This window comes from Pseudomonas sp. MF6394 (genome assembly GCF_002018845.1).
Classification (GTDB): Bacteria; Pseudomonadota; Gammaproteobacteria; order Pseudomonadales; family Pseudomonadaceae; genus Aquipseudomonas; species Aquipseudomonas lactis.
The window spans coordinates 139747-165497 of record NZ_MVOJ01000013.1 but is presented as its reverse complement, the minus strand read 5'-3'; the positions used below and the strand labels follow the sequence as shown (position 1 = coordinate 165497).

The following is a 25751-nucleotide window of genomic DNA, read 5'->3' as shown; positions in this document are numbered from 1 at the left end:
CATAACGCGAACACAATAATGCCGCTTGCGCGGCACCGTGCGCCATTCTAATCCAGGCGACCAAGCCTGATCGCTGATGAGCAGCGACTGCGAAAGGCTAACGATGCGTTATAGCAACTGCAAGCCACATAGATCGTAGGAAAAGTCCCATTAAACTCTGGGTTTGAACCTGCTGCCACGTTGCTGGGCGCTCCTTCGCCTTTTGGTCAGCATTGACGTGCCAGCCTTATGGGTGGGTGTCCAGTCCTGACTAATGCTCACATCTGTATCGGGACCGGACAGTTAAAGCTCTCAATCAAAATTGCGGTGCGCTCATATGCGTTCGCCCGCCACAACCCGCCTCACACCGACGCTGCCTCCTGTGCCTTCAATGTGCGCCGGGCGATGACAATGGCCAGCACCGCCAAGCTGAAGGTGGCCCAGGCCATCAGTTGAGTCCCTGCGACAAATGCCTGTATAGCGTTGCCCATGACTTCACTGGCCTGGTCGTGAGCCAGGGTGGCCGAAATTGCATGGGCGCCTGCCAAGGTTTCGCTTGCCAGGTGCATTTGCACCGGGGTCAAGAAGTCCGGTAGGTGCAGCGTGCCGCGGTAGTACGCCGTCACCAGGCCACCGAGCACGGTGGTGCCGAGTACTACCCCGACTTCATAGGCCGTTTCGCTGATGGCTGACGCGGCTCCTGCCTTGTTGGCCGGTGCGGCCGACAGGATCACGTCGTTAGAGACCGTGGCGATGGCACCCACGCCAATGTTCAACAAGGCAAACGCAACCACGATCACCGTCAAACTGCTGCCGAGGCTGGCGACCAGCAAAAACGCGCCGGCCGTGAAGGCCAGCAGGATGGGAATCAGGACATTGACCGATACGCGCTGGGCGATCGGGACTATCAGGATCCCCACCACAATCGCCATGAGCTGGCCCGGTATCAGCGCCAGGCTGGCGTTCAAGGGCGACATGCCCAGGACGATTTGCAGCAATTGCGTGGCAAAGAACACGAAACCGATCAGGAAGGCCAGGCTCATCAGGTTAATGGTCACCGAGCCGCTGAACGTCTTGTTGCGAAACAGGCTCAGGTCCATCAAGGGGGTAGGGAGGTGCAACTGACGGCGTACGAATTGCCAGCCGCTCACGATTGCAACGGCCAGTGTCGCCAGTGCCCAGGCATCCGGCCCTTCGCTGGCGACATGCTTGATGCTGTACACCAGGGCACTGAGGGCGACCATCGAGAGCACAATGCTGATGACATCCATCGGCCCCGAGGCGTCCGGCTCGGACTCAGGCAGCAGCCAGGGGCCGAGGATCAACAGAGGCACCAGCACCGGCACGGCCAGGAGAAAAATCGACCCCCAGTTGAAGAACTCCAGCAGTATGCCGCCGACCAATGGCCCAAGCGCAGAACCGACGGTCAAGGTGGTTGCCCAGATCGCCACGGCCAGGCGACGCTCTTCCCGGTCGTCGAACACTGAGCGAATCAACGCCAACGTTGACGGCATCAACATTGCCCCGAAGATCCCCATGCACGCCCGTCCCGCGACCAGCTGCGTGGCGGTGCTGGAATAAGCGGTCATCACCGACACCAGGGTAAACCCCAGTGAGCCGATCAGCAGGAGTTTGCGATGGCCTTTGCGATCACCCAGGCTACCCATGGAAATGAGCAACCCTGCCAGCACCAGTGAGTAGGCATCGATCATCCACAATTGCTGGCTGGCACTGGGGTGCAGGGCCTCGGCGATTTTGGGCAGGGCAAAACCCAGCACGGTGTTATCCACGGTCACCAGCAAGACTGGCAGCATCAATATTGCGAGCGCCAACCACCGGCGTGAGCGTGGTTGTTGTGTTACTTCATCAGCCGCTAAAGACATCACCGGCTCCTTCTTGGAAAAGTGGCGAGTTGTGAAAAAACACCTCGCCATTCCCTGGCGAGGTCATCGTTCAGTTCAGCAATGAAAACAGATGCTGGCAGTCTACGGCGCCTGCATTCAAGCGTTTGCCCAAGACCTTTGAAACACTCTGTAAATCGCTTCTGAAGCGCTCATAGTCCTGCTCCACGATGTTTTCCTGCAGGCGCTCCAGGCCCTGCACCAGCGCTTCACGCTGAGCGGTCGCCTGGTCGTTTTCCAGTTGTATGTCCCAATACACCTCGGGCGGGTTGACCAGGATGCGCGACAGCAGCGCCATCATGGTACGCATGGGCGGCGGCATGACCTCTGCCACGATGTCCAGGTCGACCGAAGATTGGGCCAGGGCCATGCCGAATCCGAGAATGGCTGCATGGGGCAAGGCCTGACACAGGGCCATCAGCTCATCATGCGCGGCGGGCGTCATTCGACGGACCTTCATCCCGGCCTCCATCAAATGCCGTTCGATGAAGGATTGCGGGGTTTGCACGTCTTCCACGCAGACCGCCACCGTGCGCCCCTGGACGGACAACTTGGGCGAAAACATGGGGTTGACGCCCACAAACCTTTGCTGCGGCGCCGCTGCTTTCAGTGCTTTGAAAAAGGGGCCCTGCACCGAGCAGGTGGGGATCATTACCGCGTCTGAAGGCAAGCACCGGGTCACCCAGGCAATCGCGCTGACCGCGACGCTTTCAGGCAGAGCGAACACCACGGCGATGGCGTCGCGAAAAACAGCCCCTGAATGATTGAACGGTTGAGTCACGTCCATTTCGTGAAACTCACAGTCGAAATCCGGCGGACGGCGATCCACGACGCGCACGATGTATCCGTATTGCTTGAGAATACGGCTGATCAGTGAGCCGATGAGGCCAGCGCCTCCTAATACGACTACTGCTTGGGTATTCATGTGTCGCTCCCTGCGCAAAAGCTGTAGTACGGCACGCTGGCCTTGACTAGCGTCTCTTCAAGTTCTTCTTTCGGGTCGGAGTGGGCGACGATGGCGCCACCAATGCCGAACTCAGCCTGTTGTTTATGCAATACCGCTGTGCGGATGACGATGCTCAGTTCCGCGCTGCCATTGAAGGAGATCCAGCCCAGCGCTCCGGAATAAACACCCCGTGCACAGGTCTCCAGCCCATCGATGATTTCCATCGTGCGCTTTTTCGGCGCACCGGTCATTGAGCCTCCCGGAAAGCACGCTCTGATGGCCTCCATTGACGAGATGTCGCTGCGTAGATGTCCACGTACCGTAGAGACGAGCTGGTGTACCGAGGAAAAACTCTCCACGGCGAAAATATTCGGCACATGCACACTCCCTGAACGGCACACGCGGTTCAGATCATGGCGTACCAGATCGACAATCATCAGGTTCTCGGCGCGATCTTTGGTCGAGGCGTGCAAGTCATCTCGCAGGCGCTGATCTTGCTCAGCGTCTTTGCTGCGTGCACGGGTGCCCTTGATGGGGCGGGACTCGATCAGGCCGCCTTCATCGATTCTCAAAAAGGTCTCGGGTGATGCGCTCAGCACGCTGAAGCTGTCGAAGCAAAGGTAAGCCCCATAAGGTACTGGGCTTGCTTCGCGCATTCTCCGATAGGCTGCGAGGGGCGCGCCGTCGTAGCTCATTCGCGCGCGGTTGGTCAGGCATATTTCATAGGATTCACCATCGGTGATGTATTGCAGCGACTGCTTGACCTTACGGATGTAACTGTCGGGGCTGTCTTCGAGTGATAGCTCAAGTTCATTCACTGCACCGGGGACAAAACGCCGTGTGTTCGTGGTGCTCTGAGGTGCTGGCATTGAGGTCAGCAACGTCGGCCACTGCGGGGGTTGGCCCGTCGCGCTTAACAGGCACTCGTAGACCTTTTGGTCATGGTGGTCGAAGACGAAGAAATGCGGCGCCAACATAAAGCCGGCATCCGGTTGCCCGGAGCGATAGACCTTGTTCCCGCCGGTCAGGGCCTTGAGTTCATACCCCAGGTACCCGACAAAACCACCCTTGAATTCAAACGGAAGGTATTGCGGGACTGCCACGTTGACCGATTCGATGAGCTGGCCGAGCAGGGTGAAGAAATCACCTGCCACATGCCTGCTGCCTTTGGGGCCTTCAAGTGTGAGGGTTTCGCTGTTGACGTCATAGGTTAGGCGAATAGCCCCTTGGGCCTGGCCGCTGCCCATGATTGAATAGCGCGCGTTGGGCCGTTCGGATTTTTCGCTGTCGAGCCAGAAAGCATGCTGATCATTGGCATAAAGCGTGGTGAACAGCGCCAATGGATCGCACGCAGCCGAATGGACTCGATAGGCCAATTGCAGGTTGAGCAAACCGCCTACCGCGACGTAGTGCTCCTTGGCCGATTGAGCACTGGCCGGGCTCTGTCGCGTCGGCACGCGCTGGCGCCCATTGTGCTCGAGTGCCATGCGGATGAAGTTACTGAGCAGCGCATGCCCATACTCCGAGTCGATGGACTCAGGATGGAACTGGACGCCCCAGATCGGACGGCTTTGGTGCTCGATCGCCATCACCACACCTTCCTCCGTCCACGCCGTGCAGCGCAGCTCCTCAGGCAGATGGGTACACATCAGGGAGTGGTAGCGCACCACTTCAAACTGCTCTGGCAGGTCGCGGAACAAACCACTGCCGGCGTGCTGGATTTTACTGCGGTAGCCGTGCACCGGGTTGGGCGCGTGGCCGACGGTTCCGCCAAGGAATTGGGCGATACCCTGGTGCCCCAGGCAAATGCCGAGCAAGGGTACCGGGGAGCGCAGGATAACCTGCCCGCACACGCCAAAATCCAGGTACTCGCCCGGGTGCCCAGGGCCCGGTGAAAGCACTACGGCATCGTATTGTTCAATGTGCAGGTGTTCGTACGCCACGCTGTTGGTGACGATATCGACGCACACACCTGTGACCTCGTACAGGTATTGGGCGATGTTCTGAGTGAAGGAGTCAAAATTATCAATCAGCAATATTTTCATGAGCGCTGCCCCTGGCCCAGGCGCTGCTGAATCAACCGCTCTTCCTGGTTGCAGGTTTCCTCGATGATCAGCTTGAACACCGACTGAACGTAATCGGGCCTCAAGCCGACTTTCGAGGCGTGGCTTGCGAGCTGATCCATCACTTGAACGATACGTTTGGGCTGCATCATGGGGATGTCATGGGCCGCCTTGAGTTCGGCGATCTCCATGCACACGCTCATGCGTTCGCCAAGCAGGTCGACCAAGTGGGTGTTGATCCGGTCCAACTGATCCCGCATGGGTTGCAGGATGGTGGACGGAGTTGCACGTGAAATTTGCTGGTGCCGTGTCATATTCATTCCTTTGATGTGTACGACGTAGTGCGGGTGTGTGAAGGGTCAGGCGGTGGCCTCGGGTAGCGCAGTGGCGTTCCATAAGCCTGCACGGGTGAGCTCGTTCAAGGCTTGGGCCAGTTGCCGGATATCGTGATCGCCGTGGCTGGCCGAAAAGGCGAAGCGCAGCATGGCTTTTCCCTTGGCGATGATAGGGTAGAACACCGGGAACATGAGGATGCCGTGGTCGCGCAGGATCCGGCAGGCTTGCAGGCCGTCTTCTTCGGTTTCGAAAAATGCGCCCCTGACCGGGGATTGAACCCCGGCGTTGAGCAGGCGATTGTGGGTCAGCGAATCAAACAGGCGCACGTTGCTCCACAGGCGGTCTTGCAGGCCGTCTATTTCGTCGCTCAGGTGAATCTTCGCGGCCGCCACGTTGGCGGCCAGCATTGGCACCATGATCGAGTGACCGAACACCAGGGGGTTGGCCAGTGTGTGTATCGACGGGGTATCCCGCGGGTCACTCACCACCACAAACCCGCCCGCTCCGCCAAAGGCCTTGGACAAAGAACCGGCCAGGATCATGTTGTGCGGCAACTGGTTATCTACCGCCGCCAGGGCGTAGCCAGCACCATGACGCCCTGCGATCGAGATGCCGTGGGCATCATCCACATACAGGTAGCCTGCGGCGTCCGCCAGTTGGCGCGCGAGGTGCGCGATGGGCACCAGGCCGCTCATCGAGCCGATACCGTCGATCAACAGAATCGGCGTTTCCTGGCGATCAGCGCAGTGTTTCAAGGCCACGCTCATCGACTCCGGATCGGTGGCCTCGACACGGGACACTTCACCAAACTGCTGCAGAATGCCGCGCAGCACCTGCATCGAGGCGTGAGCGGTTTTATCGATCAACCAGTGGGCGCGCTTTTTGATCGGATAGCCCTTGAGCGAATTGCTGCCCAACAGTGGCAGTACGCCAAGGTGCACGCTGCTGGTGGAGGTGAACACGCTGACACCGCAGCCTTTATAGACGCGGCTGAGCAGCGACTCCAGTTCTGGCAAATAGACCGGGCGCATGGCACTGCGTGACGAGGACAGGTGCAGGCCAAAGGTGCCCAGTGCCTGGTGCGCCGCGTCGATCAGTGCAGGATGGGTTTCCAGGCCCAGATAAGAACAGGAAACGAACTCGGTGAACGTGCCGCCCTGCGCCAGGGTGATGCGCTTGCCTTCACGGCTCGCGACGGTGAGGCCCGTGAGGCCCTCCGCATAGGCACTCTCCAGGGCGCTGGTGGTGTTGTCGCGGCGAATGGTCATCCAGTCTGGTTTGGTGTGTGCATCCATGGCTTAAAAACTCCTATGCTTGAACAGCGTTCGATAAGCGGCCCACGGTCATGACGGACGTGCCTGTGGTGTCTGATGACTCACGGTCAATCACAGTGCTGACGTCAAGCAAGTGGTGCTGTTGGAACAACTCACGAACGGCGAATGCTTGATCCTCGCCGTGTTCGATCACCAGCCATCCCTCAGGTGTCAGCAAAGTGGTCGCCAAGGCGATGATGTGCCGTGTCAGGTCCAGGCCATCGGCACCTGAATAGACGGCCGCCGAGGGATGATGGCTGCCCCATTCGGGCTGTAACTGCGTTTGCCTAGGAACGTACGGCGGGTTGGCGACAATCAGCCCGACCTGGTGCTTGAAGCCAGCGAATGCAGGGGTTTCACGGATATCCGCCTGCATCGCGTTGACATGCACGTCGTGGGTGGCCAACCGGGCGATATTGCGTTTGAGGTAGTGGACAGCCACGTCTTCAAACTCCACGCAGGTCACCCGCAGGTCTGGCCGGCGCCGGGCGATGGCCAGGCCAATGGCGCCGCTGCCGGCGCATAGGTCCAGCACGCAGGTTCCCGTCGCCAGTCGGGCATCGTCCAGCCACTTATGAATCACCGTGCTGTGCGGGCGCGGAATAAATACGCCGCTGCCCACAACCAGGGGCAGGTCGTCGAACGCGACCGTGCCGACAATATGCCCCAACGGAATCCGATTGCAGCGCTCGCTGACCGCCAGCCTGAACTCATCCAGTGCGCGCTGTTTGTCGGCACGCACGATAAAGCGATCGACCAGGCTATCCAGGTCATTGTCCGGGTCCCACACGCCGGCCGCTTCCAGCTGCACGCGGGCCAGGGCGATCGCCTCCTGCTCCTGTTTACCCAGACTCATGACCACTCCTTGTAGTACTGCGCCAGCTTCACGCGCATGGACTCATAGAGGTAGGAGAATGCGACCAGCTCCGGAGGGGGAGTGAACGAGGGGTGCAGTTCATCGATCAGTTGCTGGTAATTGCTCGACAGTCCTTTATCGAGAATGGGCAGCCAGTAAGGTTTTACGTCCCAGCGATATTCATAACCGGTGGCAAACATCTGCTTGACGGTTTCGCCAACCGTCAGCTCGCGAGCAAGCCCGGTCAGTGGGGCGCGCACAGGGTTGAAGGTGCTCAAGTCCAGGCCGGTGCTCTTGACGCCGGTCAAACAGTCGGCGATGTAGGCTGCCAGCAGCGGCGATTGGTGCAGGCCATCACGGTATGTCCCGGTTGCCAGCCACAGCCCTTGCATGCCGCATTCGCCGATCAGAGGGAAGCCGTCGGCTGGAATGGGACGGTTGCCCACCTGGATCGAAATAATTTCGGCACTGTGCAGGTCAAGGTTCAATTGGTCGACGGCGCAATCGAGCAAAAACTGTACATCCGAAATCAGCGCATGGTGCTTGGGGCGCTCGGACAGGATATTGGTCGCGCCCAGGTACAGCATGCCGTCACCACGTGGCACGCAATGCAGGCCACAGGCAAACGCGCGATTGGGGGTGCGGATCACCGATTGGGGTAACGCCATGCCCTCAGGCAGCTTGACCAGAATGGACACGCCATATCCGCTGAACAACGGTGGGATTTTGTTGACGAGCGTGTCGAACTCGCTGAGCAGGTCCAGAGACTGAACACCGGCAGCCACTACCACCTTTTTCCCCCACAGCACCTCACCGCTGAGCAACTCCACCCCTGTGGCGACTGCGCCTTCGGCGATCACCCGGCGGGCGTTCTCATTGATCAAGGTGCCATGGTTGGCGAGCAGCGCGGCGTCGAGCTTTTCCAGTAGCAAGTGCGAATCAACGGCGTGTTCATTGGGGATAAACAGCCCGCGCAGCGGACGTACCAGATGATCCGGTGCCAGCCATTCCATGGCTCTTGGATCAATGGTTTCGTACTGTTCCCCATAGGCTTGCAGTGTGTGCTCGATGGCTTCGTAGTTGACCGTATCGACTTCGTCCATGCCGGCACTGTTGAGCAACACATGGGTGCCGCTGGCACTGAACAGCGGGGTGCTGATGCCGGAGTCGGCGGCCAGGCGTTCGGCCCAGGCGGGCCAGAGGTCTTGTGCCTGACGGTCCATATTGAGTTTGAGGCGGCCATGCTCGCTGGCCAACAGGCCGCTGGTGACTTCGCCAAAACAGCCATTCATGGCACCGGCTGCCTTGGATGCAGCGTTGGTTCGGGCGGTCTCACCGACCCGGCAAACCTTCAAGCCCCGTGAACTCAGTTCATACGCGATAGAACCGCCAATGGCGCCTGCGCCTACTACAATTACGTCGAACTCCATGTTCTAGATCCTTGTTTAAACTGTCAGCTGTAGGATGAAAAACATTCCCATGTAGGAACGTGCTGAGCTTTTTATAGATTGTGAGAAGGGGCGACCATCGAGCATTTGTTTCATGTTGTATCGTTGTTACAAATTCACATACTTACTCGAACAAGCCCGGAAAGCCTGGGTACAGGTACCGCGCGTGGTGCGCGGTGGGTCACACTCGGGTAATGTGGCCGGCGCCGGCCTGCAAGGGTCTGTTGGCTGGAAATACTTTCCCGCGCCTACGACGCTCGACGCGCGGGGAACTGACACCGGGGCGCCGTTACAGGTCTGAAGACAAGCGAAGAGGGTGTTTTGAATGGCGGGCAGGTTGATCTATCTCATCGGGCCATCGGGTTCGGGCAAGGACAGCCTGCTGGACGCCGCGCGCCCACGCCTGGTCGAGCGTGGATGCCGCATGGTGCGGCGGGTGATCACCCGGTCGGCGGAGGCGGTGGGTGAAGCGGCGCAAGGGGTGAGCCCCGAGCAGTTCGCGGCGATGGAGGCCGAGGGCGCATTTGCCTTGAGCTGGCAGGCGAATGGCTTGTCCTACGGTATCCCCAAGGACATCGACGATTGGCTGGCCGCTGGCGACGACGTCCTGGTAAACGGCTCCCGTGCCCACCTGGCGCAGACCCGCGAGCGATATCCGACCTTGCTGGTGTTGCTGCTGACGGTGGACCAAGCGGTGTTGCGCCAACGTCTGATTGCGCGTGGGCGCGAGTCGTTGGCGGACATCGAGGAGCGCCTGGCGCGCAATGCGCGGTTTACTGCCCAATTGATCGCAGGCCACGGCGCGGGTTTGTTCGTGCTGGATAATTCCGGCCCGCTGGCGCATACCGTCGAACGTTTGCTGTGCTGTCTGGACCATGGGCATAGCGTATGCGCCTGACCCCAATCCCGGTAGGTTGGGGCAACTCATTGATGTAGTGCGTGGTGATGCCAGCGCTCAGATAAAACCCTGGCGCCAAGCTTATTTTTTTCTGATGTGTTTGAGTGGGTTGCTGGATGTTTGAAAGTTAATTATTGACCCGATTAAATTAATGTTGTGCAAGTTTATGACGCCTGCCGCATCAGGGTTTTATGGCGGTTAATGAAGGGTGGGTGGCTGGCGCTGAATAAAACTTGTGCAGATTTTTTGCAGCCGTGTTTATAGTGTTTTCTTGCAAGCAATTTATGATGGTGAAGGTGTTTTCTATATGGGAGCTTTATCGGGCCGACAACGGATCAGTCAGCATCGATAACTTCTATACATGGACGGGTCATTTCACTGTTCAGAGTAGTCAAGCACCATGCATATCCCAGTTAGGCAGTCTTTCCAGTCGCCTGTCCCAGAGACGGCGCACTCCCATTTCTCTGCTGACGAGAACCAAGTTATTCTTTGGGCCAATAATAAAAGATCGTTCACCACCGACCAGGCGGCGAAGCATATTACGCGCACTGACGCTAAGTTTAGGGACAGTAATAAAGATGGCAAAGTTGTCGTGGGTTTCAAGTTCGACGGGGGGTTTAATGCGGCTCAGAAAGAACGAGCCAGGCAGGCCCTTCAATACTGGGCCGATGTTGCCAATATCCAATTTGTTGAAAATGGCTCAAACACCGATGGCACGATCACTATCAAAGGGACTGGGGGATCGGGAGGCTGGGCAGGCTTGCCTCACGGTCATTATGCGAAAGTCCCGGCCAATATCGGCACCCAGGGCGGGCAGAACCCGACAATGGGCAGCCACTTCCTGGGTTTGTTGATCCATGAACTGGGGCATACCCTGGGGCTGAGCCATCCAGGTAAATACAATGGCCAGGGCTTCAATTACGAGCGCAATGCCGAATATGCCCAGGACACCAAGGCACGCAGTGTCATGAGTTATTGGAACGAGACCCATCAGCCTGGGCACAATTTTGCCGGGCGTACCCCAGGGGCACCGATGATGGACGATATCGCGGCGGCCCAGCGGCTCTACGGCGCCAATACCAAGACGCGCAATACCGATACCACCTACGGCTTCAATTCCAACTCGGGCCGGGAGGTTTATAGCCTCAAGCGCGAAAGTGAAAAACCGATTTTCACCGTCTGGGATGGCGGGGGTAACGACACACTCGATTTTTCCGGGTTCACCCAGAACCAAACCATCAACCTCAAGGCTGAGGCGTTTTCGGATGTGGGTGGTTTGCGTGGGAATGTGTCGATTGCCAAGGGCGTAATGGTAGAAAACGCGATTGGCGGTGCTGGCAACGATACCTTGACGGGAAATGAGGGCAATAATCGCCTCACAGGCGGCAGGGGGGCTGACACGTTGTTCGGTGGCGCTGGGGCAGACACGTTTGTTTACCACCGCGCCAGCGATTCAACCCCGCAAAGACCCGACATCATCCAGGACTTCCAAAGCGGGATCGACAAGATCGACCTGACCGGCGTTCTTCAGGAGGCCGGGCTCAAGGCGTTGAATTTCTCTGAACGATTGAGCGGCAAAGCGGGGGATGCGCTGCTCGGCCAGGACTCGAAAACGGGTCGTTTCACATTGGCGGTAGATACGACGGGCAATGGCTCGGCGGACCTCCTGGTGGTCAGCCAAAGCCAGATCAAACAGACGGACGTGATCTGGAACGGGCAAGCGCCGACCGTGACGCCGACGCCGCCCCCCCCTGTCGTGCCTGTTTCGGACCCCATCCCGGCGCCTACTTCAGAGCCGACTGAACCCGAGCCTAAGCCCGAACCTGAACCGGCCCCTCGGCCCGGTGGAGGGTTTTTCGAGAAAATTTTTTCGTCGTTCAAAGGCTTCCTCAACAAGGTGTGGTCGATATTCAGCTGAGCCCACGCTTCGATCAGTGAACACCTTCCTGCTTTAAACGCCGTTACCCAAGTTTCCTTCTATCCAGGTTTGGACGTGCGCGGCATCGCGTTCAAGCCTGCCTGTCACGTGCAGCATCGTTACCTTCCAGACACGCTCATATTGATGTGGTGCGCTTTTCACCAGGCTATCTCGGTGATTCCTTCCTGTTTCCTGTTTCCTGTTTCCATGGGGCAATCGCGTCGCGCGTTCTGCACAGCTATTCATTGGCCGTAGCATCCGCATGTTTTTCATGACTGCGTTTCGGCGAGGTCAGCCTGATCGGCTGTTGCAGTGCCTTGAATTACCGTTGAGGGCCAGACATAAAACCCCTCTATGCAACCTGTGGATTTTTTCCTTCACTTCCTATTCTGCTATTCGACCTTTAATCAAACTGTTGTGTAGGGCGCGTTAAAAGTTTTAAGTCAGGTATATGTTTTTGTACGGTCAGGGTCTTGTCTGATTGTGAATAATGCTTTGCAATAAAAATGACCATAAGCGTGTTTGTGGAATTTTATTTTCATATAAAACAGGTGGTTATCGTTTTTGCCTGGCGGTGGTTCCGCTACTGCGGTTTCAGAGTTTTTCGGTTGTCGGGTCAAAGTGTTTTTAAATTTTAGAGTGTGTCGAGTTGAATTAATTCGTCGCTGGCCTGCGGCTAGGGAGTGTGCGAATTTAAAGCGGTGCCGATAACTACTGCTGCTCTTGTTGGGCGGAATCGGTATCTCGAATGTTTTAAATTTTATCGTTCGAGTCTGATTTTTATGAGGACTTTGGTTTATGAGAATGCCAGGACCATCCACAACTAATGTTGGTGTGCCCCACGCGCTGGATCCCGGGAGCAGTTTCAGCCCTGAGGGCCCTGCTGAGGTATCTACGCTAAACAGCAAAAAGCCGGTGTTCACTTCGCAACAGGCTGGGAAACAGCTCACCCGCGGCGGTTACAAGGTTCATGACAATAACGGTGACGGCAAAACCACGTTGTCCTATCGCGTCGCCAAGGGCTTCACTCCACAGCAGGCAGAGCAAGCCAGGCAGGCAATGCAGTCCTGGCAGGATGTCGCTAACGTGACATTTACCGAAAAAGCGCTGCATCGTGACGGCCATGTTGATATCAATGACATGCCCGACTCCTCGGGAGGGGTGGCTTCACTTCCCCATCGCTCTATGACCCAGACTTCCGCAAACATTGGAACGCAGAATGTGGGGGCGAACCCGTCACCGGGGCATTTCTTTCGTATGGTTTTAGTTCATGAACTAGGCCACGCCCTTGGGTTGGAGCATCCGGGAAACTATGACGGTAACGGTAACTATGGACGTCACGCAACGTATGCCGGGGATACGCAAGCGCGTTCTGTCATGAGTTACTTTTCGGAGAAAAATCAGCCCGGGCATGACTTCAAATCGCTGTACCCCTCTGCGCCGATGATGGATGACATAGCGGCTGCCCAGAAACTTTATGGGGCGAATAATAAAACACGCAATACCGACACGACCTATGGGTTTAATTCCAATACGAACCGTGAAGCGCTTAGTTTAAAGTCGGCGAATGACAATTCTATTTTCTGTGTGTGGGATGGGGGAGGCAACGACACTCTGGATTTCTCCGGGTATTCACAGCATCAGAAAATCAACCTCAACGCCGAGTCCTTTTCGGATGTGGGCGCGTTGAAGGGTAATGTCTCCGTTGCCAAGGGCGTCATACTGGAGAACGCAGTGGGCGGTAAAGGGAATGATGCCCTGATAGGTAATGCTGTTGCCAATCGACTCAAAGGAGGCGGGGGAGCAGACCGGTTGTCTGGGGGGGGCGGTGCAGATACCTTCGTTTATGATCACGCCAGTGACTCCACCCCGGATAATCCCGACGTCATTCTGGATTTCCAGAGTGGCTCAGACAAGATTGATGTTCGCGCCGTCCTGAAACAGGCGGATCTCAGTGCGCTTAAATTCGTCGAACGCTTAACCGGTCAACCCGGTCAGGCGGTGATAAGTTACAACCAGGGTAGCAACGAGGGGAGTCTGGCCCTGGATCTCACGGGTAACGGTAAGGCAGACCTATTAATCAAAAGCCTTGGCCAGATAAAAGCAGGCGATGTTTTGGCGCAGGGCGACACTCCAACGGCAAACCCTGAACCGAAAGACCCCAAGCCTGCGCCGCGTCCTCAACCCGAGGAGCCCAAACCCAAGCCGGAACCAAAACCGGAGGAGTCAAAACCGAAACCACGTCCGGATCCGTGTGAACCGAAGCCGCGTCCGGATCCGTGTGAGCCGAAGCCGCGCCCGGATCCGTGTGAGCCGAAGCCGCGCCCGGATCCGTGTGAGCCGAAGCCACGCCCGGATCCGTGTGAGCCGAAGCCGCGTCCGGATCCGTGTGAGCCGAAGCCATGTCCGGATCCGTGTGAGCCGAAGCCGCGCCCGGATCCACGTGAACCGCAACCACGTCCAGATCCGCGTGAACCACAGCCACGTCCGGATCCACGTGAACCGAAGCCACGTCCAGACCCGCGTGAACCACAGCCACGTCCGGATCCACGTGAGCCGAAGCCGCGTCCAGATCCGCGTGAACCACAGCCACGTCCGGATCCACGTGAGCCGAAGCCGCGTCCAGATCCGCGTGAACCACAGCCACGTCCGGATCCACGTGAGCCGAAGCCACGTCCAGACCCGTCTGAGCCACAGCCACGTCCGGACCCGTTTGAACCGAAGCCGCGACCATACCCGCGCGAGCCGCAGCCACGTCCAGACCCGTGTGAGCCACAGCCACGTCCGGATCCGTGTGAACCGAAGCCGCGTCCAGTTACGTGGGAACCGAGGCCGCGACCATACCCGCGTGAGCCGCAGCCACGTCCAGATCCGTGTGAGCCACAGCCACGCCCGGTTCCGTGTGAGCCCAGACCCATCCCTCGTACAGATCCTTGTGAGCCGAAAGCTTTCATTCGAAATTCAAGACCGGCCTATGGCTTCAATACCCATTCAGGTCAGTCCCGCGCGATGCACGCGTCGGCTTTTGATCAGTCGGCGTTTTCCGCGCGGGGTTGAAGGTGGAACCATTCAATGTCAGACGCGCGCTGAGTCTATTCAAGTCCATCGCTGTTATGAGTGAAACATCAGGCCAAGCGTAAGTGCTGACTACACGTAATAACTTGGCTGTTTTATGACGCTCGCTGGAAAGTTTGAGTGGTCATGTTTGAGACCGGCTATTTAAGAATTCATGGGTGCCTTACTTGTGAAGTGTCGTGTTGTTGTTTTTAACTAACTGAGAAAACTTAATTATGATTAATGTCAATCCATCCGCTGCAAACCACTATATGCCCACGCCGAGCGTGACTCCTCAGCCGTCATCGCTGGCACATCCTGGAAACCAGGGAGGCAGTGAAGCCGCTAAGTCTTCTCAAGGCAATGCGAACTCCGCAGCAGACAACCACGTCTCGACAAGCTCCAAGTTACTTAGTCTTTCCGCTCCGCTGGTAGGTGAACGCACTGGCCAGCAGCGAATGTATGGATTGAGCCTGAACTCCGGACTGCTTCAACTGGGAGACGTTAATTCCGGCAAAGCGGTAATGGCTCAGTGCTATTCGAAGCCACAGGCAGATACCGAACCCACTGCTGAGCCCAAGTCAAACGGCGAAACCAAACCGGCAGCGGATCAGCCCATCTCGGACGGCGATACCAAGCCAGTAACGACTAAGCCCAAGCCGAGCGGCTACAAAACGCCATTAACTGATCGGCTAAAGCCACGCGGCGGCACCAAGGAGCCAGTGGTTGAACAGCCCAAGGCAAGCGGCACCAAGGAGCCAGTGGTTGAACAGCCCAAGGCAAGCGGCACCAAGGAGCCAGTGGTTGAACAGCCCAAGGCAAGCGGCACCAAGGAGCCAGTGGTTGAACAGCCCAAGGCAAGCGGCACCAAGGAGCCAGTGGTTGAACAGCCCAAGGCAAGCGGCACCAAGGAGCCAGTGGTTGAACAGCCCAAGGCAAGCGGCACCAAGGAGCCAGTGGTTGAACAGCCCAAGGCAAGCGGCACCAAGGAGCCAGTGGTTGAACAGCCCAAGGCAAGCGGCACCAAGGAACCCGTGGTTGAACAGCCCAAGGCAAGCGGCACCAAGGAGCCAGTGGCTGAACAGCCCAAGGCAAGCGGCACCAAGGAGCCCGTGGTTGAACAGCCCAAGGCAAGCGGCACCAAGGAGCCCGTGGTTGAACAGCCCAAGGCAGGCGGCACCAAGGAGCCCGTGGTTGAACAGCCCAAGGCAGGCGGCACCAAGGAACCCGTGGTTGAACAGCCCAAGGCAAGCGGCACCAAGGAGCCAGTGGCTGAACAGCCCAAGGCAAGCGGCACCAAGGAGCCCGTGGTTGAACAGCCCAAGGCAGGCGGCACCAAGAAGCCCGTGGTTGAACAGCCCAAGGCAAGCGGCACCAAGGAGCCCGTGGTTGAACAGCCCAAGGCAGGCGGCACCAAGGAGCCCGTGGTTGAACAGCCCAAAGCAAGCGGCACCAAGGAGCCAGTGGTTGAACGGCCCAAGGCAGGCGGCGACACCAGGACTGACGACACCACCTACGGGTTCAACTCGAATACCGGCAGGTTGGAAACTACCCTGACGTCAGCGTCCGATAAACCCAAATTCAATATCTGGGATCAGCGCGGGAACGACACCTTTGATTTCTCTGGCTTCAAGCAGGATCAAATCATCGACTTGCGCGGTGGTGCGCTGTCCAGCGTAGGCGGGATGAGGGAAAACGTCAGGATCGGCGAGAAGACCGTGATCGAAAATGCCGTGGGGGGCCACGGTAACGATCGCATCATTGGTAACAGCGCCGATAACGTACTGACCGGTGGTGCAGGGGCCGATACGCTGGTGGGCGGCGAGGGTTGGAACACCTTCAAGTTCAATGCCTTCAGCGATTCAACCCGTGCCAATGCCGACTTGCTACTGGACTTCAAAACCGGGCAAGACAAGATCGATCTGTCGCAAATGGCGCTCGACGGCAAGGTCACGTTGAACTTCGTCGATAACTACACGGGGGCTGCGGGTGACACCATCATCAAGTTCAATCCGCTGTCGGGACGTTACCTGTTGGCGATCGACCTGGATGGCGATGGCAAGACCGACTTCCTGATCAAAAGCACCCGAATGATCAGCCCGGAAGATGTCATCGGGCTCAACATCAAAGATGGCGGTTATCTCTAACGACGTGATCGCGCACCTTTGACGGTCGCCATTGCTTGAAGCAAGGCGGGGCGGGACTTAATCAATGATTGATCAAGTCCCGCCCCTTTGTGCGTTGTGAAAAATTTTTGTTGGGCCAATGACCCGTCAGGACGCTTGCGCGGTGCCCAACGCGGCTTTACGTGACGCACTCAAGAAGCGCAACAAGGCGACCAGGGCAAATGCACTGCCCACCAGCATTACAGCCAACCAGCCGCCGTGTTCATACACGCTGCTGGCAATCGCCGAGCCGAATGCTCCGCCGATGAAGATGCTGGTCATGTACAGCGCGTTCAGACGGCTGCGGCTGTGGGCGTCGAGGGCGTAGATGGCGCGTTGGCCGAGGACCATGTTCATCTGCACGCAGAAATCCAGGACCACCCCGGTGACTGCCAGGCCGATCACGCTGTAGAGCGGGTGCACCCACGCCGGCAGGAAGCTCAGCGCACCAAACAGCATCGCCAGCAGCGAGGCGCGGTGGGTATGGCCGGCATCGGCCAGGCGACCGGCCATGGGTGCGGCAATGGCGCCAAGGGCACCGACCAGGGCAAACAGTGCGATTTCGCTTTGGCTCAGGCCGTGGTTACGTGCCAGTTCCAGTGGTGCGGCAGTCCAGAACAGGCTGAAGGCGGCGAACATGCAACCCTGGTAGAACGCCCGCTGGCGCAACAGCGGTTGCTCTCGCAGCAGAGTGCCCAGCGAATGCAGCAACTGGCCGTAGCTGGCACTGTGATCGGGTTGGCGCTTGGGGATGGTCAGCATCAGCACCACGCTGATAAACGCCATCAGCGCCGCGGCCGCCATGAACATCGCACGCCAGCCGAAGTGGTCGGCCACCACGCTCGACACCGGCCGTGCCAGCAGGATGCCCAGCAGCAGGCCGCCCATGATACTGCCGACCACCCGGCCACGAGACTCGGCGGGCGCCAGGTGTGCGGCCAGCGGAATCAGGATCTGCACCGAGACGGAACTGAAACCGATCAGCAACGACACCAGCAGGAACAGGTTCGGCTGTTCGATAAACGCCGCACCCAACAGGCTGGCGATCGCCACGACGGTGGTGGCAATCATCAGCTTGCGGTTTTCCAGCAGGTCGCCCAGGGGTACCAGAAAGAACAGGCCCAGGGCATAGCCGATTTGTGTGAGGGACACGATCAGGCTGGCCATTGCCGGCGTCAGGCCAATGTCCGGGGCGATCAGCTCGATGATCGGTTGCGCATAGTAGATGTTGGCGACGATGGCGCCGCAGCAAAACGCGAACAGCATGACCATGCCCCGGGTCATGGTGCCAGCAGCGTGAGAGGTTGCGTTCATGGTGTACTCATAAAGGCGAAGGACGATGGGGTGGGAGAGTAAAGACAAGGCCTGCAAGTGAGTAGGTTGCTTGTGGTGATATCACTTATGTCGGCTGATGATACATTCAGACACATCTGTTTCACGCAAAAAAGTGGGAGCTGGCTTGCTTGGGATGGCCATAGGTATCTACACAACTTTGGTGCGACGCTGGATCTAACTGATGCCCCGCGATTCAAATGTGGGAGCTGGCTTGCCTGCGATGACGGCCTGCCAGTCGACGCCTATCTACCTGACGCTCCGCAATCCAACTGTGGGAGCGGGCTTGCTCGCGAAGGCGGCCTGACAGGCGACACAGTTGGATTGGGTACATATCCATTGCTGCGGTAACGGCCACTTAGGGTTCCGCCCTGACGGCGGCTCACTTTTGAACAGCGCAAAAGTAAGCAAAACGCTCTTGCCCCACCACTCGGCACCTCGCTTAGGCTCGGTGTGCCCGAACACAGGCTTGAATCCGTGGGCCGCCGCCACGCGCCATCCCTGGCGCGGGGCGGCTAACCCGGCGTCCTGCCGGGTTACCCACGAATTCAAGCCTGCGTTCGGCCAGCGTGGTTTAACGGGGCGCCTAAGATCAAAAGCCAGATCAAGATCACAAGCAGATCAAGATCAAGAGCGGCTCGCTTCGCATCGTGGTTAGCGTTGGCTGCTGCAACCTACAAAGTTGTGTAGATACCTATGCTGCGATGGCGGGGGATCAGCCGCTCATGTGCAAGCTGACTCGCCGTCATCGCAGGCAAGCCAGCTCCCACAGTTTGACCGAGTTGATTCAGTCAGGTGGGTTATTGGCCAGAGTAGATCTGGTCAAACACGCCGCCATCATTGAAGTGGGTCTTTTGCACCGTGCGCCAGTCACCAAAGGTTTTCTCCACCGACAGGAAATCTACCTTGGGGAACCGGTCGGTGTACTTGGCCAACACCTTCGGGTCCCGTGGGCGCAGGTAGTTGTTGGCCGCAATTTCCTGGCCTTCGGGCGACCACAGATACTTGAGGTAGTCCTCGGCCGCAGCACGGGTGCCTTTTTTCTCGACCACTTTATCCACCACTGAGACCGGCGGTTCGGCTTCGGCGGAGACGCTTGGGTAGACTACTTCGAACTGATCACGGCCAAACTCACGGGCGATCATTTCGGCTTCGTTTTCAAAGGTCACCAGCACGTCGCCAATCTGGTTGGTCATGAAGGTGGTGGTGGCGGCGCGACCGCCGGTGTCCAGCACTGGCGCTTGCTTGAACAACTTGCCAACGAAGGTCTTGGCCTTTTCTTCATCACCGCCATTCTTCAACACGTAACCCCAGGCCGACAGGTAAGTGTAGCGGCCGTTACCGGAGGTTTTCGGGTTGGGAACGATTACCTGCACGCCGTCCTTGAGCAGGTCGGGCCAGTCTTTCAAGGCTTTGGGGTTGCCTTTGCGCACGATAAACACCGTGGCGGAGGTGAACGGCGCGCTGTTGTTCGGCAAGCGCGTTACCCAGTTGTCCGGCACCAGTTTGCCGTTGTCGACCAGGGCATTGATGTCGGTGGCCATGTTCATGGTGATCACGTCGGCGGGCAGGCCGTCGATCACCGAGCGTGCCTGTTTGCTGGAGCCGCCGAAGGACATCTGCAACGTCAGCTTGTCGTCCGGGTGTTCGGCTGCCCAGTGCTTCTGGAAGGCGGCGTTGTAGTCCTTGTAGAAGTCGCGCATCACGTCGTAGGAGACGTTGAGCAGGGTGGTCGCGGCCTGGGCGGAGCCCGCCAGGGCCAGGCCGGCGGCCAGTAGGGAGGCGCTGAGGATCTTTTTCACTGCTCATTCCTTGTTGTTCGAGAAGAGGGGAGGCAATTTGCCAGCGACTATAGCCGGGCCTGCATAGACCCTTAAAGATTAAAACGAACTTTGCTTATTCCAGTTTGCGAAACAGATTGCTGCCACAGCGCGCGCAAAATGCGGCGTTGGGTTCATGGCTGTCCTTTTTGCACACTGGGCAGTCGGTGTGCAGCTGTTCGCCGCGCATGGCACTGGCCAGTTCGGCGGTAAAAATACCCGTCGGCACCGCAATGATCGAGTAACCGGTGATCATCACCAGCGATGAAATCACCTGGCCCAGGGGCGTCTTGGGCACGATATCGCCGAAGCCCACGGTGGTCAGGGTGACGATGGCCCAGTAGATGCCCTTGGGAATACTGGTGAAGCCATGTTCCGGGCCTTCGATCACGTACATCAAGGTGCCGAACACCGTCACCAGGGTGCACACGCTGACCAGGAACACCACGATCTTCTGCTTGCTGCCGCGCAGCGCCGCCATCAGGTAGTTGGCCTGCTTGAGGTACGGGCTGAGCTTGAGCACGCGGAAGATGCGCAGCATCCGGATGATGCGGATGATCAGCAGATACTGGGCATCGCTGTAGTACAGCGCGAGGATGCCGGGGACGATGGCGAGCAGGTCCACCAAGCCATAAAAGCTGAAGGCATAGCGCAGCGGCTTGGGCGAGCAATACAGGCGCAGGCCGTACTCGATGGCGAAGATCAGCGTGAAGCCCCACTCGATATAGGCCAGCACGTCGGCGTAGTTCTGGTGAATTGTGTCGATGCTGTCGAGCATCACGATCACCAGGCTGGCGAGGATGATCAGCAGCAGGATGCCGTCAAAGCGCCGCCCGGCGACGGTATCGCTTTGGAACACCATGATGTAGAGGCGCTGGCGCCAGTCGTTGTTGCTGTCCATAAACCCTGCCCGAAACGAATATCGAGCAAGCCTAGGGCGATTCGAACGGGCTGTCCATGTGAGGCTTGTGCAGCATTCGCTGGCCGGCGCGCACCAGCCAGCAGGCGAGGATAAACGGCGCGGTCAGCGCGGGCAGGTGCAGGCCGGCGAAGCTTGGGGTGAGCAGGATGGCCAGGCCGATGCCCAGCAGCGGTAACCAGGGCTGGCGACGTGATGAGCACAGGGCCAGGGCCGCCAGCGCCGGGTTATAGCTGTGCAGGCCGAGCAGGGCGCCAGTGGGGTCGTTCAGCCACAAGCCGGCGAGCATGCCCAGAGCGGCGCCGCCCAAGGCCCACGCGGCGGCGCGACGGTCGGCCAGCAGCAAGCCCAGGGCTATCAGTACGCCCGCCAGGGGCTGGTCCAGTAGCATAATTTGCCCAAGACCGGTGAAGGGCGCGGCCAGTACAGCGACAGTGTCGGGCTCGATCAGCGCAAGGGGGCTCTGTGGGGCCTGGCCGAGCAACAACCAGCCCAGGCCAACAAAGGGCACGGTGTAGGCGGGCAAATCCTGGGGCCCGGTTGCGTGTTTCAACCAGTGCCGAGTGAGGATCGCACTCAAGCCGCCGCACGCCAGGATCAGCGGTGGCACCAGCGCCGACCAGGCAAAGTGCTGGCTGATCAACAGGCCCAGCAACACGCCGTTGTAGCTATACAGCCCGGCCTGGCGTTCGGCCTTGGGATACCCCCGGCGCTGGGCCGTGAGCAACCCCGCGACGCCACCCAGCAAGGCCCCGCCGAGCAAGGCCGGGGCGCCGATCAGGATCGCCAGCAGGCACAGCAGGCCGCACAGCGGATGGCGCTGCAGGAAGATTTGGCTGAAGCCGTTGAGCAGGGCTTCGGCCCAGTCGGGGCAGGTTGGGTTGTGCATGTCAGCTCCCTGCTCGCGAAAAACCTGAGGGCGCCGCGTGCATTCAGGATACCCGCGTCATCGTTGACGTTCTTCGCGAGCAAGCTCGCTCCTACAGTAGGGTTTCGATACGCAGCGAATTGGTCGACCCCGGCTGCCCGAACGGCACCCCCGCGGTAATCACCAAGGTATCGCCACGCTGCGCCATGCCCTGGGCCTGGGCAATTTCCAGCGCGGTGGAACACACCTCATCCACCTGGCGCAGCCGATCATTGACCACCGAATGCACGCCCCACGCCACGCTCAGGCGTCGCGCCGTGGACAGGTTGGGCGTGAGGTTGAGGATCGGCGCCACCGGCCGTTCCCGCGCCGCGCGCAAGCTGGAACTGCCGGACTCGCTGTAATTCACCAGCACCGCCACCGGCAGGATGCTGCTGATACGGCGGATCGCACAGCTGATGGCGTCCGACACCGTGGCATCCGCCTTGGGCCGGCTGACGTCCAGCTGGGCCTGGTAGTCCGGGCCGTTTTCCACCTGGCGGATGATCTTGCTCATCATCTGCACCGCTTCCAGTGGGTACTCGCCCGAAGCGGTTTCGGCCGACAGCATCACCGCGTCCGCACCTTCAGCCACTGCATTGGCGACATCGGTGACTTCGGCGCGGGTGGGTGCCGGCGAGAAGCGCATGGATTCGAGCATCTGCGTGGCCACCACCACCGGCTTACCCAGTTGGCGGCAGGTGCTGATGATGTCTTTCTGGATCTGCGGCACGCTCTCGGCCGGCACTTCCACGCCCAAATCTCCCCGGGCCACCATGATCGCGTCGCTCAATTCGGCGATTTCGCGCAGCCGTTGCACCGCCGAAGGCTTTTCGATCTTGGCCATCAAAAACGCTTTATCGCCGATCAGCTCGCGGGCTTCGCGGATGTCTTCCGGGCGCTGCACAAACGACAGTGCTACCCAGTCCACACCCAGTTCCAGGCCAAAGCTGAGGTCGCGACGGTCCTTGGCGGTAAGTGGGCTCAGTTCCAACAGCGCTTGTGGGACGTTCACACCTTTGCGGTCAGACAGTTCGCCGCCATTGAGCACGGTGGTGTCGATGGCGTTGGCATGCTTGGTAATCACGCGCAGGCGCAGCTTGCCGTCGTCGAGCAGCAGGTCCATGCCCGGCTCCAGGGCCGCGATGATTTCCGGGTGGGGCAGGTTGACCCGGCGTTGGTCGCCCAGGGTTTCATCCAGGTCCAGGCGCAGGGCCTGGCCGCGTACGAGCTGCACCTTGCCCTCGGCAAAGCGTCCCACCCGCAGCTTCGGCCCTTGCAGGTCCATGAGGATGCCGAGCGGGTAGTTGAGCTGGCGCTCGACCTGGCGAATCCACTGGTAGCGCTGGGCATGGTCGGCGTGGTCGCCGTGGCTGAAGTTGAGGCGGAAGATATTCACCCCGGCCTCCACCAGCTCGCGGATGTCGTCGATACCATCGGTGGCCGGGCCCAGCGTGGCGAGGATTTTGACCTTCTTGTCAGGCGTCATGGTTGGCAGTCTCAAGGATCAGGATGGCGCGGAAGTCGTTGACGTTGGTGCGCGTCGGCTCGGTGACGATCAAGTCGCCCAGGGCGGCGAAATAGCCGTAGCCGTTGTTGTTGTCCAGCTCATCACTGGCCGACAGGCCCAGGGCTTCGGCACGGCGGTAGCTGCAGGGGGTCATGATCGCGCCGGCGTTGTCTTCCGAACCGTCGATGCCATCGGTATCGCCGGCCAGGGCGTACACGCCGGGCAGGCCCTTGAGGCTGTCGGTGAGGCTCAAGAGGAATTCCGCATTACGCCCGCCACGGCCGTCGCCGCGTACGGTGACGGTGGTTTCGCCCCCCGAAAGAATCACGCACGGCGCCGCCAGTGGCTGGCCGTGCTGCACGATCTGCCGGGCGATGCCGGCGTGTACCTTGGCCACATCGCGGGCTTCGCCTTCCAGATCACCGAGGATCAGCGGGCTGAAACCGGCCTGGCGCACTTTTACTGCCACTGCTTCCAGGGATTGCTGCGGGCGGGCGATCAATTGGAAGTGGCTGCGGGCAAGCACCGGGTCGCCGGGCTTGACGGTTTCCGAGGCCGGGTTCTGCAACCAACTGCGCACCGAAGCAGGGGCGTCGATCTGGTAGCGCTTGAGGATCGCGAGTGCCTGTTGCGAGGTACTCGGGTCGCCGACGGTCGGGCCCGAGGCAATCACCGTCGCCTGGTCACCCGGCACGTCGGAGATCGCGTAGGTGTACACCGTGGCCGGCCACGCGGCCTTGGCCAAGCGCCCGCCCTTGATGGCCGAGAGGTGCTTGCGCACGCAATTCATCTCGCCAATGGTGGCGCCGGATTTAAGCAGGGCTTTGTTGATGGTTTGCTTGTCGGCCAGAGTGATGCCCTCGGCGGGCAGGGCCAGTAATGCCGAGCCACCGCCGGAGAGCAGGAAGATCACGCGGTCGTCTTCACCCAGATGGCTGATCAGTTCCAGCACGCGCTGGGCCACGGCCAGGCCGGCTGCATCCGGAACCGGGTGGGCGGCTTCGACCACTTCGATTTTTTTGCACGGCGCGCCGTGGCCGTAACGGGTAACTACCAGGCCCGAAACTTCGCCCTGCCAACAGTCTTCGACGACCAGCGCCATGGCGGCCGCGGCCTTGCCGGCGCCGATCACGATCACACGGCCACTGCGGTCGGCAGGCAGGTAGGGTTCGAGGACTTGCCGGGGGTGGGCGGCGTCGATGGCTGTGGCAAACAGCTCGCGAAGCAGGTGTTGCGGATCGACCGACATAAGCGGGCTCCCGGGGGATTCTTGTTATTAGAGGTGCAGCACATTCAAAGGTGGGAGCTGGCTTGCCTGCGATAGCGGTGGGGCAGGCACCTGGTCTGTCACTCAGAGACCGCTATCGCAGGCAAGCCAGCTCCCACACTGGAGTGCATTTCAAGCTGGGTTATTTATCGCGAATCGAGAAGTTCGCCATATGCTCCAGGCCCTTGATCAGTGCCGAGTGGTCCCAGTTGCCGCCGCCAATTGCGGTGCAGGTGCTGAACACTTGCTGGGTGCCGGCGGTGTTCGGCAGGTTGATCCCCAGTTCCTTGGCGCCGGCCAGGGCCAGGTTCAGGTCCTTCTGGTGCAGGTTGATGCGGAAACCTGGGTCGAAGGTGCCCTTGATCATGCGCTCGCCGTGCACTTCCAGGATCTTGGACGATGCAAAGCCACCCATCAGCGCTTCACGCACCTTGGCTGGGTCGGCGCCGTTTTTGGCGGCGAACAGCAACGCTTCGGCCACCGCCTGGATGTTCAGCGCGACGATGATCTGGTTGGCGACCTTGGCGGTCTGGCCATCGCCATTGCCGCCCACCAGGGTGATGTTCTTGCCCATGCTCTGGAACAGCGGCAGCGCGCGTTCAAACGTCTGCGGTTCGCCGCCGACCATGATGCTCAAGGTGCCGGCCTTGGCGCCGACTTCACCACCGGACACCGGGGCGTCCAGGTACTGCGCGCCGGCCTGGTTGACCTTGGCGGCGAATGCTTTGGTGGCGGTCGGGGAGATCGAGCTCATGTCGATCACCACCTTGTTCGGTGACAGGCCCGCAGCCACGCCGTCGGCGCGGAACAGCACGTCATCGACTTGTGGGGTGTCGGGCACCATGACGATGATGAACTCGGCTTCCTGGGCCACTTGTTGCGGGTTGGCCAGGGCCACGGCGCCGGCGCTGATCAGTTCAGCCGGTGCCTTGCCGTGATGTTCAGAGAGAAACAGTTGATGACCTGCTTTCTGCAGGTTGGCGGCCATGGGTTGGCCCATGATGCCGGTGCCGATAAATCCGATTTTAGCCATGATCAAAATCCTCTTTTAATGTGAGAGCTGGCTTGCCTGCGATGGCATCAGCCGGGTATGCCTGATACACCGAGGTGCCTGCGTCG

19 protein-coding genes are annotated in these 25751 nt (G+C 59.4%); 4 read left to right on the top strand and 15 right to left on the bottom strand.

Going from position 1 to position 25751, the window contains the following annotated elements; all coding sequences use genetic code 11:
• Window positions 1-341 precede the first annotated feature (341 nt).
• The 7 genes from MF6394_RS15850 to MF6394_RS15820 all read right to left on the bottom strand — a co-directional run bounded on the left by MF6394_RS15850 (window position 342) and on the right by MF6394_RS15820 (window position 8824).
• Entirely contained in the window at window positions 342-1793 is a 1452-nt protein-coding gene (locus tag MF6394_RS15850; protein WP_228391212.1) for an MFS transporter, read from the bottom strand.
• 139 nt (window positions 1794-1932) lie between these two features.
• Window positions 1933-2805 carry a prephenate dehydrogenase dimerization domain-containing protein gene (locus tag MF6394_RS15845; protein WP_047710412.1) on the bottom strand — a complete coding sequence of 291 codons (873 nt, stop codon included), beginning with the start codon at window positions 2803-2805 and terminating at the stop codon, window positions 1933-1935.
• On the bottom strand, window positions 2802-4871 hold the full coding sequence (pabB, locus tag MF6394_RS15840; protein WP_044273101.1) for an aminodeoxychorismate synthase component I: 2070 nt from the start codon (window positions 4869-4871) through the stop codon (window positions 2802-2804). Before pabB ends, MF6394_RS15845 begins: the two co-directional genes overlap by 4 nt.
• Window positions 4868-5203, bottom strand: coding sequence for a chorismate mutase (locus MF6394_RS15835; protein ID WP_228391213.1), 336 nt, complete (start codon window positions 5201-5203; stop codon window positions 4868-4870). Before MF6394_RS15835 ends, pabB begins: the two co-directional genes overlap by 4 nt.
• Window positions 5204-5248: 45 nt before the next feature.
• Window positions 5249-6520, bottom strand: coding sequence for an aminotransferase class I/II-fold pyridoxal phosphate-dependent enzyme (locus MF6394_RS15830; RefSeq protein WP_078467021.1), 1272 nt, complete (start codon window positions 6518-6520; stop codon window positions 5249-5251).
• A 13-nt stretch (window positions 6521-6533) separates the two neighbouring features.
• The gene (locus MF6394_RS15825) at window positions 6534-7394 is read right to left on the bottom strand and encodes a HemK/PrmC family methyltransferase (protein WP_044273103.1); all 861 of its coding nucleotides are present in this window, start codon (window positions 7392-7394) and stop codon (window positions 6534-6536) included.
• Window positions 7391-8824 carry an NAD(P)/FAD-dependent oxidoreductase gene (locus tag MF6394_RS15820; RefSeq protein ID WP_078467020.1) on the bottom strand — a complete coding sequence of 478 codons (1434 nt, stop codon included), beginning with the start codon at window positions 8822-8824 and terminating at the stop codon, window positions 7391-7393. Before MF6394_RS15820 ends, MF6394_RS15825 begins: the two co-directional genes overlap by 4 nt.
• Window positions 8825-9167: 343 nt before the next feature.
• Here MF6394_RS15820 and phnN point away from each other — a divergent pair, with 343 nt between their 5' ends.
• Both phnN and MF6394_RS15810 read left to right on the top strand, forming a co-directional pair.
• The gene (gene phnN, locus MF6394_RS15815) at window positions 9168-9740 is read left to right on the top strand and encodes a phosphonate metabolism protein/1,5-bisphosphokinase (PRPP-forming) PhnN (protein ID WP_047710414.1); all 573 of its coding nucleotides are present in this window, start codon (window positions 9168-9170) and stop codon (window positions 9738-9740) included.
• Between the two features lie 400 nt (window positions 9741-10140).
• Window positions 10141-11658 carry a M57 family metalloprotease gene (locus tag MF6394_RS15810; protein WP_078467019.1) on the top strand — a complete coding sequence of 506 codons (1518 nt, stop codon included), beginning with the start codon at window positions 10141-10143 and terminating at the stop codon, window positions 11656-11658.
• A gap of 897 nt (window positions 11659-12555) precedes the next feature.
• Here the strand turns inward: MF6394_RS15810 and MF6394_RS34620 are convergent.
• Window positions 12556-12783 (bottom strand): hypothetical protein, encoded by a 228-nt coding sequence (locus tag MF6394_RS34620; protein ID WP_032892664.1) that lies wholly within the window; start codon window positions 12781-12783, stop codon window positions 12556-12558.
• Between MF6394_RS34620 and MF6394_RS15805 the strand changes: the two genes are divergently transcribed.
• Both MF6394_RS15805 and MF6394_RS15800 read left to right on the top strand, forming a co-directional pair.
• Window positions 12718-14715, top strand: coding sequence for a M10 family metallopeptidase C-terminal domain-containing protein (locus MF6394_RS15805; protein ID WP_312833030.1), 1998 nt, complete (start codon window positions 12718-12720; stop codon window positions 14713-14715). The genes MF6394_RS34620 and MF6394_RS15805 overlap by 66 nt on opposite strands.
• Before the next feature lie 521 nt (window positions 14716-15236).
• Window positions 15237-16859, top strand: coding sequence for a M10 family metallopeptidase C-terminal domain-containing protein (locus MF6394_RS15800; protein ID WP_238597295.1), 1623 nt, complete (start codon window positions 15237-15239; stop codon window positions 16857-16859).
• A gap of 126 nt (window positions 16860-16985) precedes the next feature.
• On the opposite strand, the gene MF6394_RS15795 is transcribed toward MF6394_RS15800, so the two are convergent.
• From MF6394_RS15795 to MF6394_RS15750, 7 genes are all read right to left on the bottom strand, one after another.
• Window positions 16986-18191 (bottom strand): MFS transporter, encoded by a 1206-nt coding sequence (locus MF6394_RS15795; RefSeq protein WP_044273111.1) that lies wholly within the window; start codon window positions 18189-18191, stop codon window positions 16986-16988.
• Window positions 18192-19009: 818 nt separating this feature from the next.
• The gene (locus MF6394_RS15775) at window positions 19010-20011 is read right to left on the bottom strand and encodes a sulfate ABC transporter substrate-binding protein (protein ID WP_003189977.1); all 1002 of its coding nucleotides are present in this window, start codon (window positions 20009-20011) and stop codon (window positions 19010-19012) included.
• A gap of 94 nt (window positions 20012-20105) precedes the next feature.
• On the bottom strand, window positions 20106-20930 hold the full coding sequence (locus MF6394_RS15770) for an ion transporter (RefSeq protein ID WP_014717713.1): 825 nt from the start codon (window positions 20928-20930) through the stop codon (window positions 20106-20108).
• 31 nt (window positions 20931-20961) lie between these two features.
• The gene (locus tag MF6394_RS15765) at window positions 20962-21837 is read right to left on the bottom strand and encodes an urea transporter (protein WP_078467015.1); all 876 of its coding nucleotides are present in this window, start codon (window positions 21835-21837) and stop codon (window positions 20962-20964) included.
• 91 nt (window positions 21838-21928) lie between these two features.
• Window positions 21929-23344: a pyruvate kinase gene (pyk, locus tag MF6394_RS15760; RefSeq protein WP_047710419.1), complete on the bottom strand. Its 1416-nt coding sequence runs from the start codon at window positions 23342-23344 to the stop codon at window positions 21929-21931.
• Window positions 23334-24614 (bottom strand): glycerate kinase type-2 family protein, encoded by a 1281-nt coding sequence (locus MF6394_RS15755; RefSeq protein WP_044273004.1) that lies wholly within the window; start codon window positions 24612-24614, stop codon window positions 23334-23336. The genes pyk and MF6394_RS15755 overlap by 11 nt, the downstream gene beginning before the upstream one ends.
• A gap of 160 nt (window positions 24615-24774) precedes the next feature.
• Entirely contained in the window at window positions 24775-25665 is an 891-nt protein-coding gene (locus MF6394_RS15750; RefSeq protein WP_032892651.1) for a 2-hydroxy-3-oxopropionate reductase, read from the bottom strand.
• Window positions 25666-25751: the final 86 nt, after the last annotated feature.

What these genes read in the sequence shown, in the direction of transcription:
- MF6394_RS15850 (WP_228391212.1), bottom strand. Translation starts at nt 1,793, where the DNA reads ATGCTGCCAGTCTTGCTGGTGACCGTGGATAACACCGTGCTGGGTTTT.
- MF6394_RS15845 (WP_047710412.1), bottom strand. Translation starts at nt 2,805, where the DNA reads ATGAATACCCAAGCAGTAGTCGTATTAGGAGGCGCTGGCCTCATCGGC.
- pabB (WP_044273101.1), bottom strand. Translation starts at nt 4,871, where the DNA reads ATGAAAATATTGCTGATTGATAATTTTGACTCCTTCACTCAGAACATC.
- MF6394_RS15835 (WP_228391213.1), bottom strand. Translation starts at nt 5,203, where the DNA reads ATGACACGGCACCAGCAAATTTCACGTGCAACTCCGTCCACCATCCTG.
- MF6394_RS15830 (WP_078467021.1), bottom strand. Translation starts at nt 6,520, where the DNA reads ATGGATGCACACACCAAACCAGACTGGATGACCATTCGCCGCGACAAC.
- MF6394_RS15825 (WP_044273103.1), bottom strand. Translation starts at nt 7,394, where the DNA reads ATGAGTCTGGGTAAACAGGAGCAGGAGGCGATCGCCCTGGCCCGCGTG.
- MF6394_RS15820 (WP_078467020.1), bottom strand. Translation starts at nt 8,824, where the DNA reads ATGGAGTTCGACGTAATTGTAGTAGGCGCAGGCGCCATTGGCGGTTCT.
- phnN (WP_047710414.1), top strand. Translation starts at nt 9,168, where the DNA reads ATGGCGGGCAGGTTGATCTATCTCATCGGGCCATCGGGTTCGGGCAAG.
- MF6394_RS15810 (WP_078467019.1), top strand. Translation starts at nt 10,141, where the DNA reads ATGCATATCCCAGTTAGGCAGTCTTTCCAGTCGCCTGTCCCAGAGACG.
- MF6394_RS15805 (WP_312833030.1), top strand. Translation starts at nt 12,718, where the DNA reads ATGCAGTCCTGGCAGGATGTCGCTAACGTGACATTTACCGAAAAAGCG.
- MF6394_RS34620 (WP_032892664.1), bottom strand. Translation starts at nt 12,783, where the DNA reads ATGGCCGTCACGATGCAGCGCTTTTTCGGTAAATGTCACGTTAGCGAC.
- MF6394_RS15800 (WP_238597295.1), top strand. Translation starts at nt 15,237, where the DNA reads ATGGCTCAGTGCTATTCGAAGCCACAGGCAGATACCGAACCCACTGCT.
- MF6394_RS15795 (WP_044273111.1), bottom strand. Translation starts at nt 18,191, where the DNA reads ATGAACGCAACCTCTCACGCTGCTGGCACCATGACCCGGGGCATGGTC.
- MF6394_RS15770 (WP_014717713.1), bottom strand. Translation starts at nt 20,930, where the DNA reads ATGGACAGCAACAACGACTGGCGCCAGCGCCTCTACATCATGGTGTTC.
- MF6394_RS15765 (WP_078467015.1), bottom strand. Translation starts at nt 21,837, where the DNA reads ATGCACAACCCAACCTGCCCCGACTGGGCCGAAGCCCTGCTCAACGGC.
- pyk (WP_047710419.1), bottom strand. Translation starts at nt 23,344, where the DNA reads ATGACGCCTGACAAGAAGGTCAAAATCCTCGCCACGCTGGGCCCGGCC.
- MF6394_RS15755 (WP_044273004.1), bottom strand. Translation starts at nt 24,614, where the DNA reads ATGTCGGTCGATCCGCAACACCTGCTTCGCGAGCTGTTTGCCACAGCC.
- MF6394_RS15750 (WP_032892651.1), bottom strand. Translation starts at nt 25,665, where the DNA reads ATGGCTAAAATCGGATTTATCGGCACCGGCATCATGGGCCAACCCATG.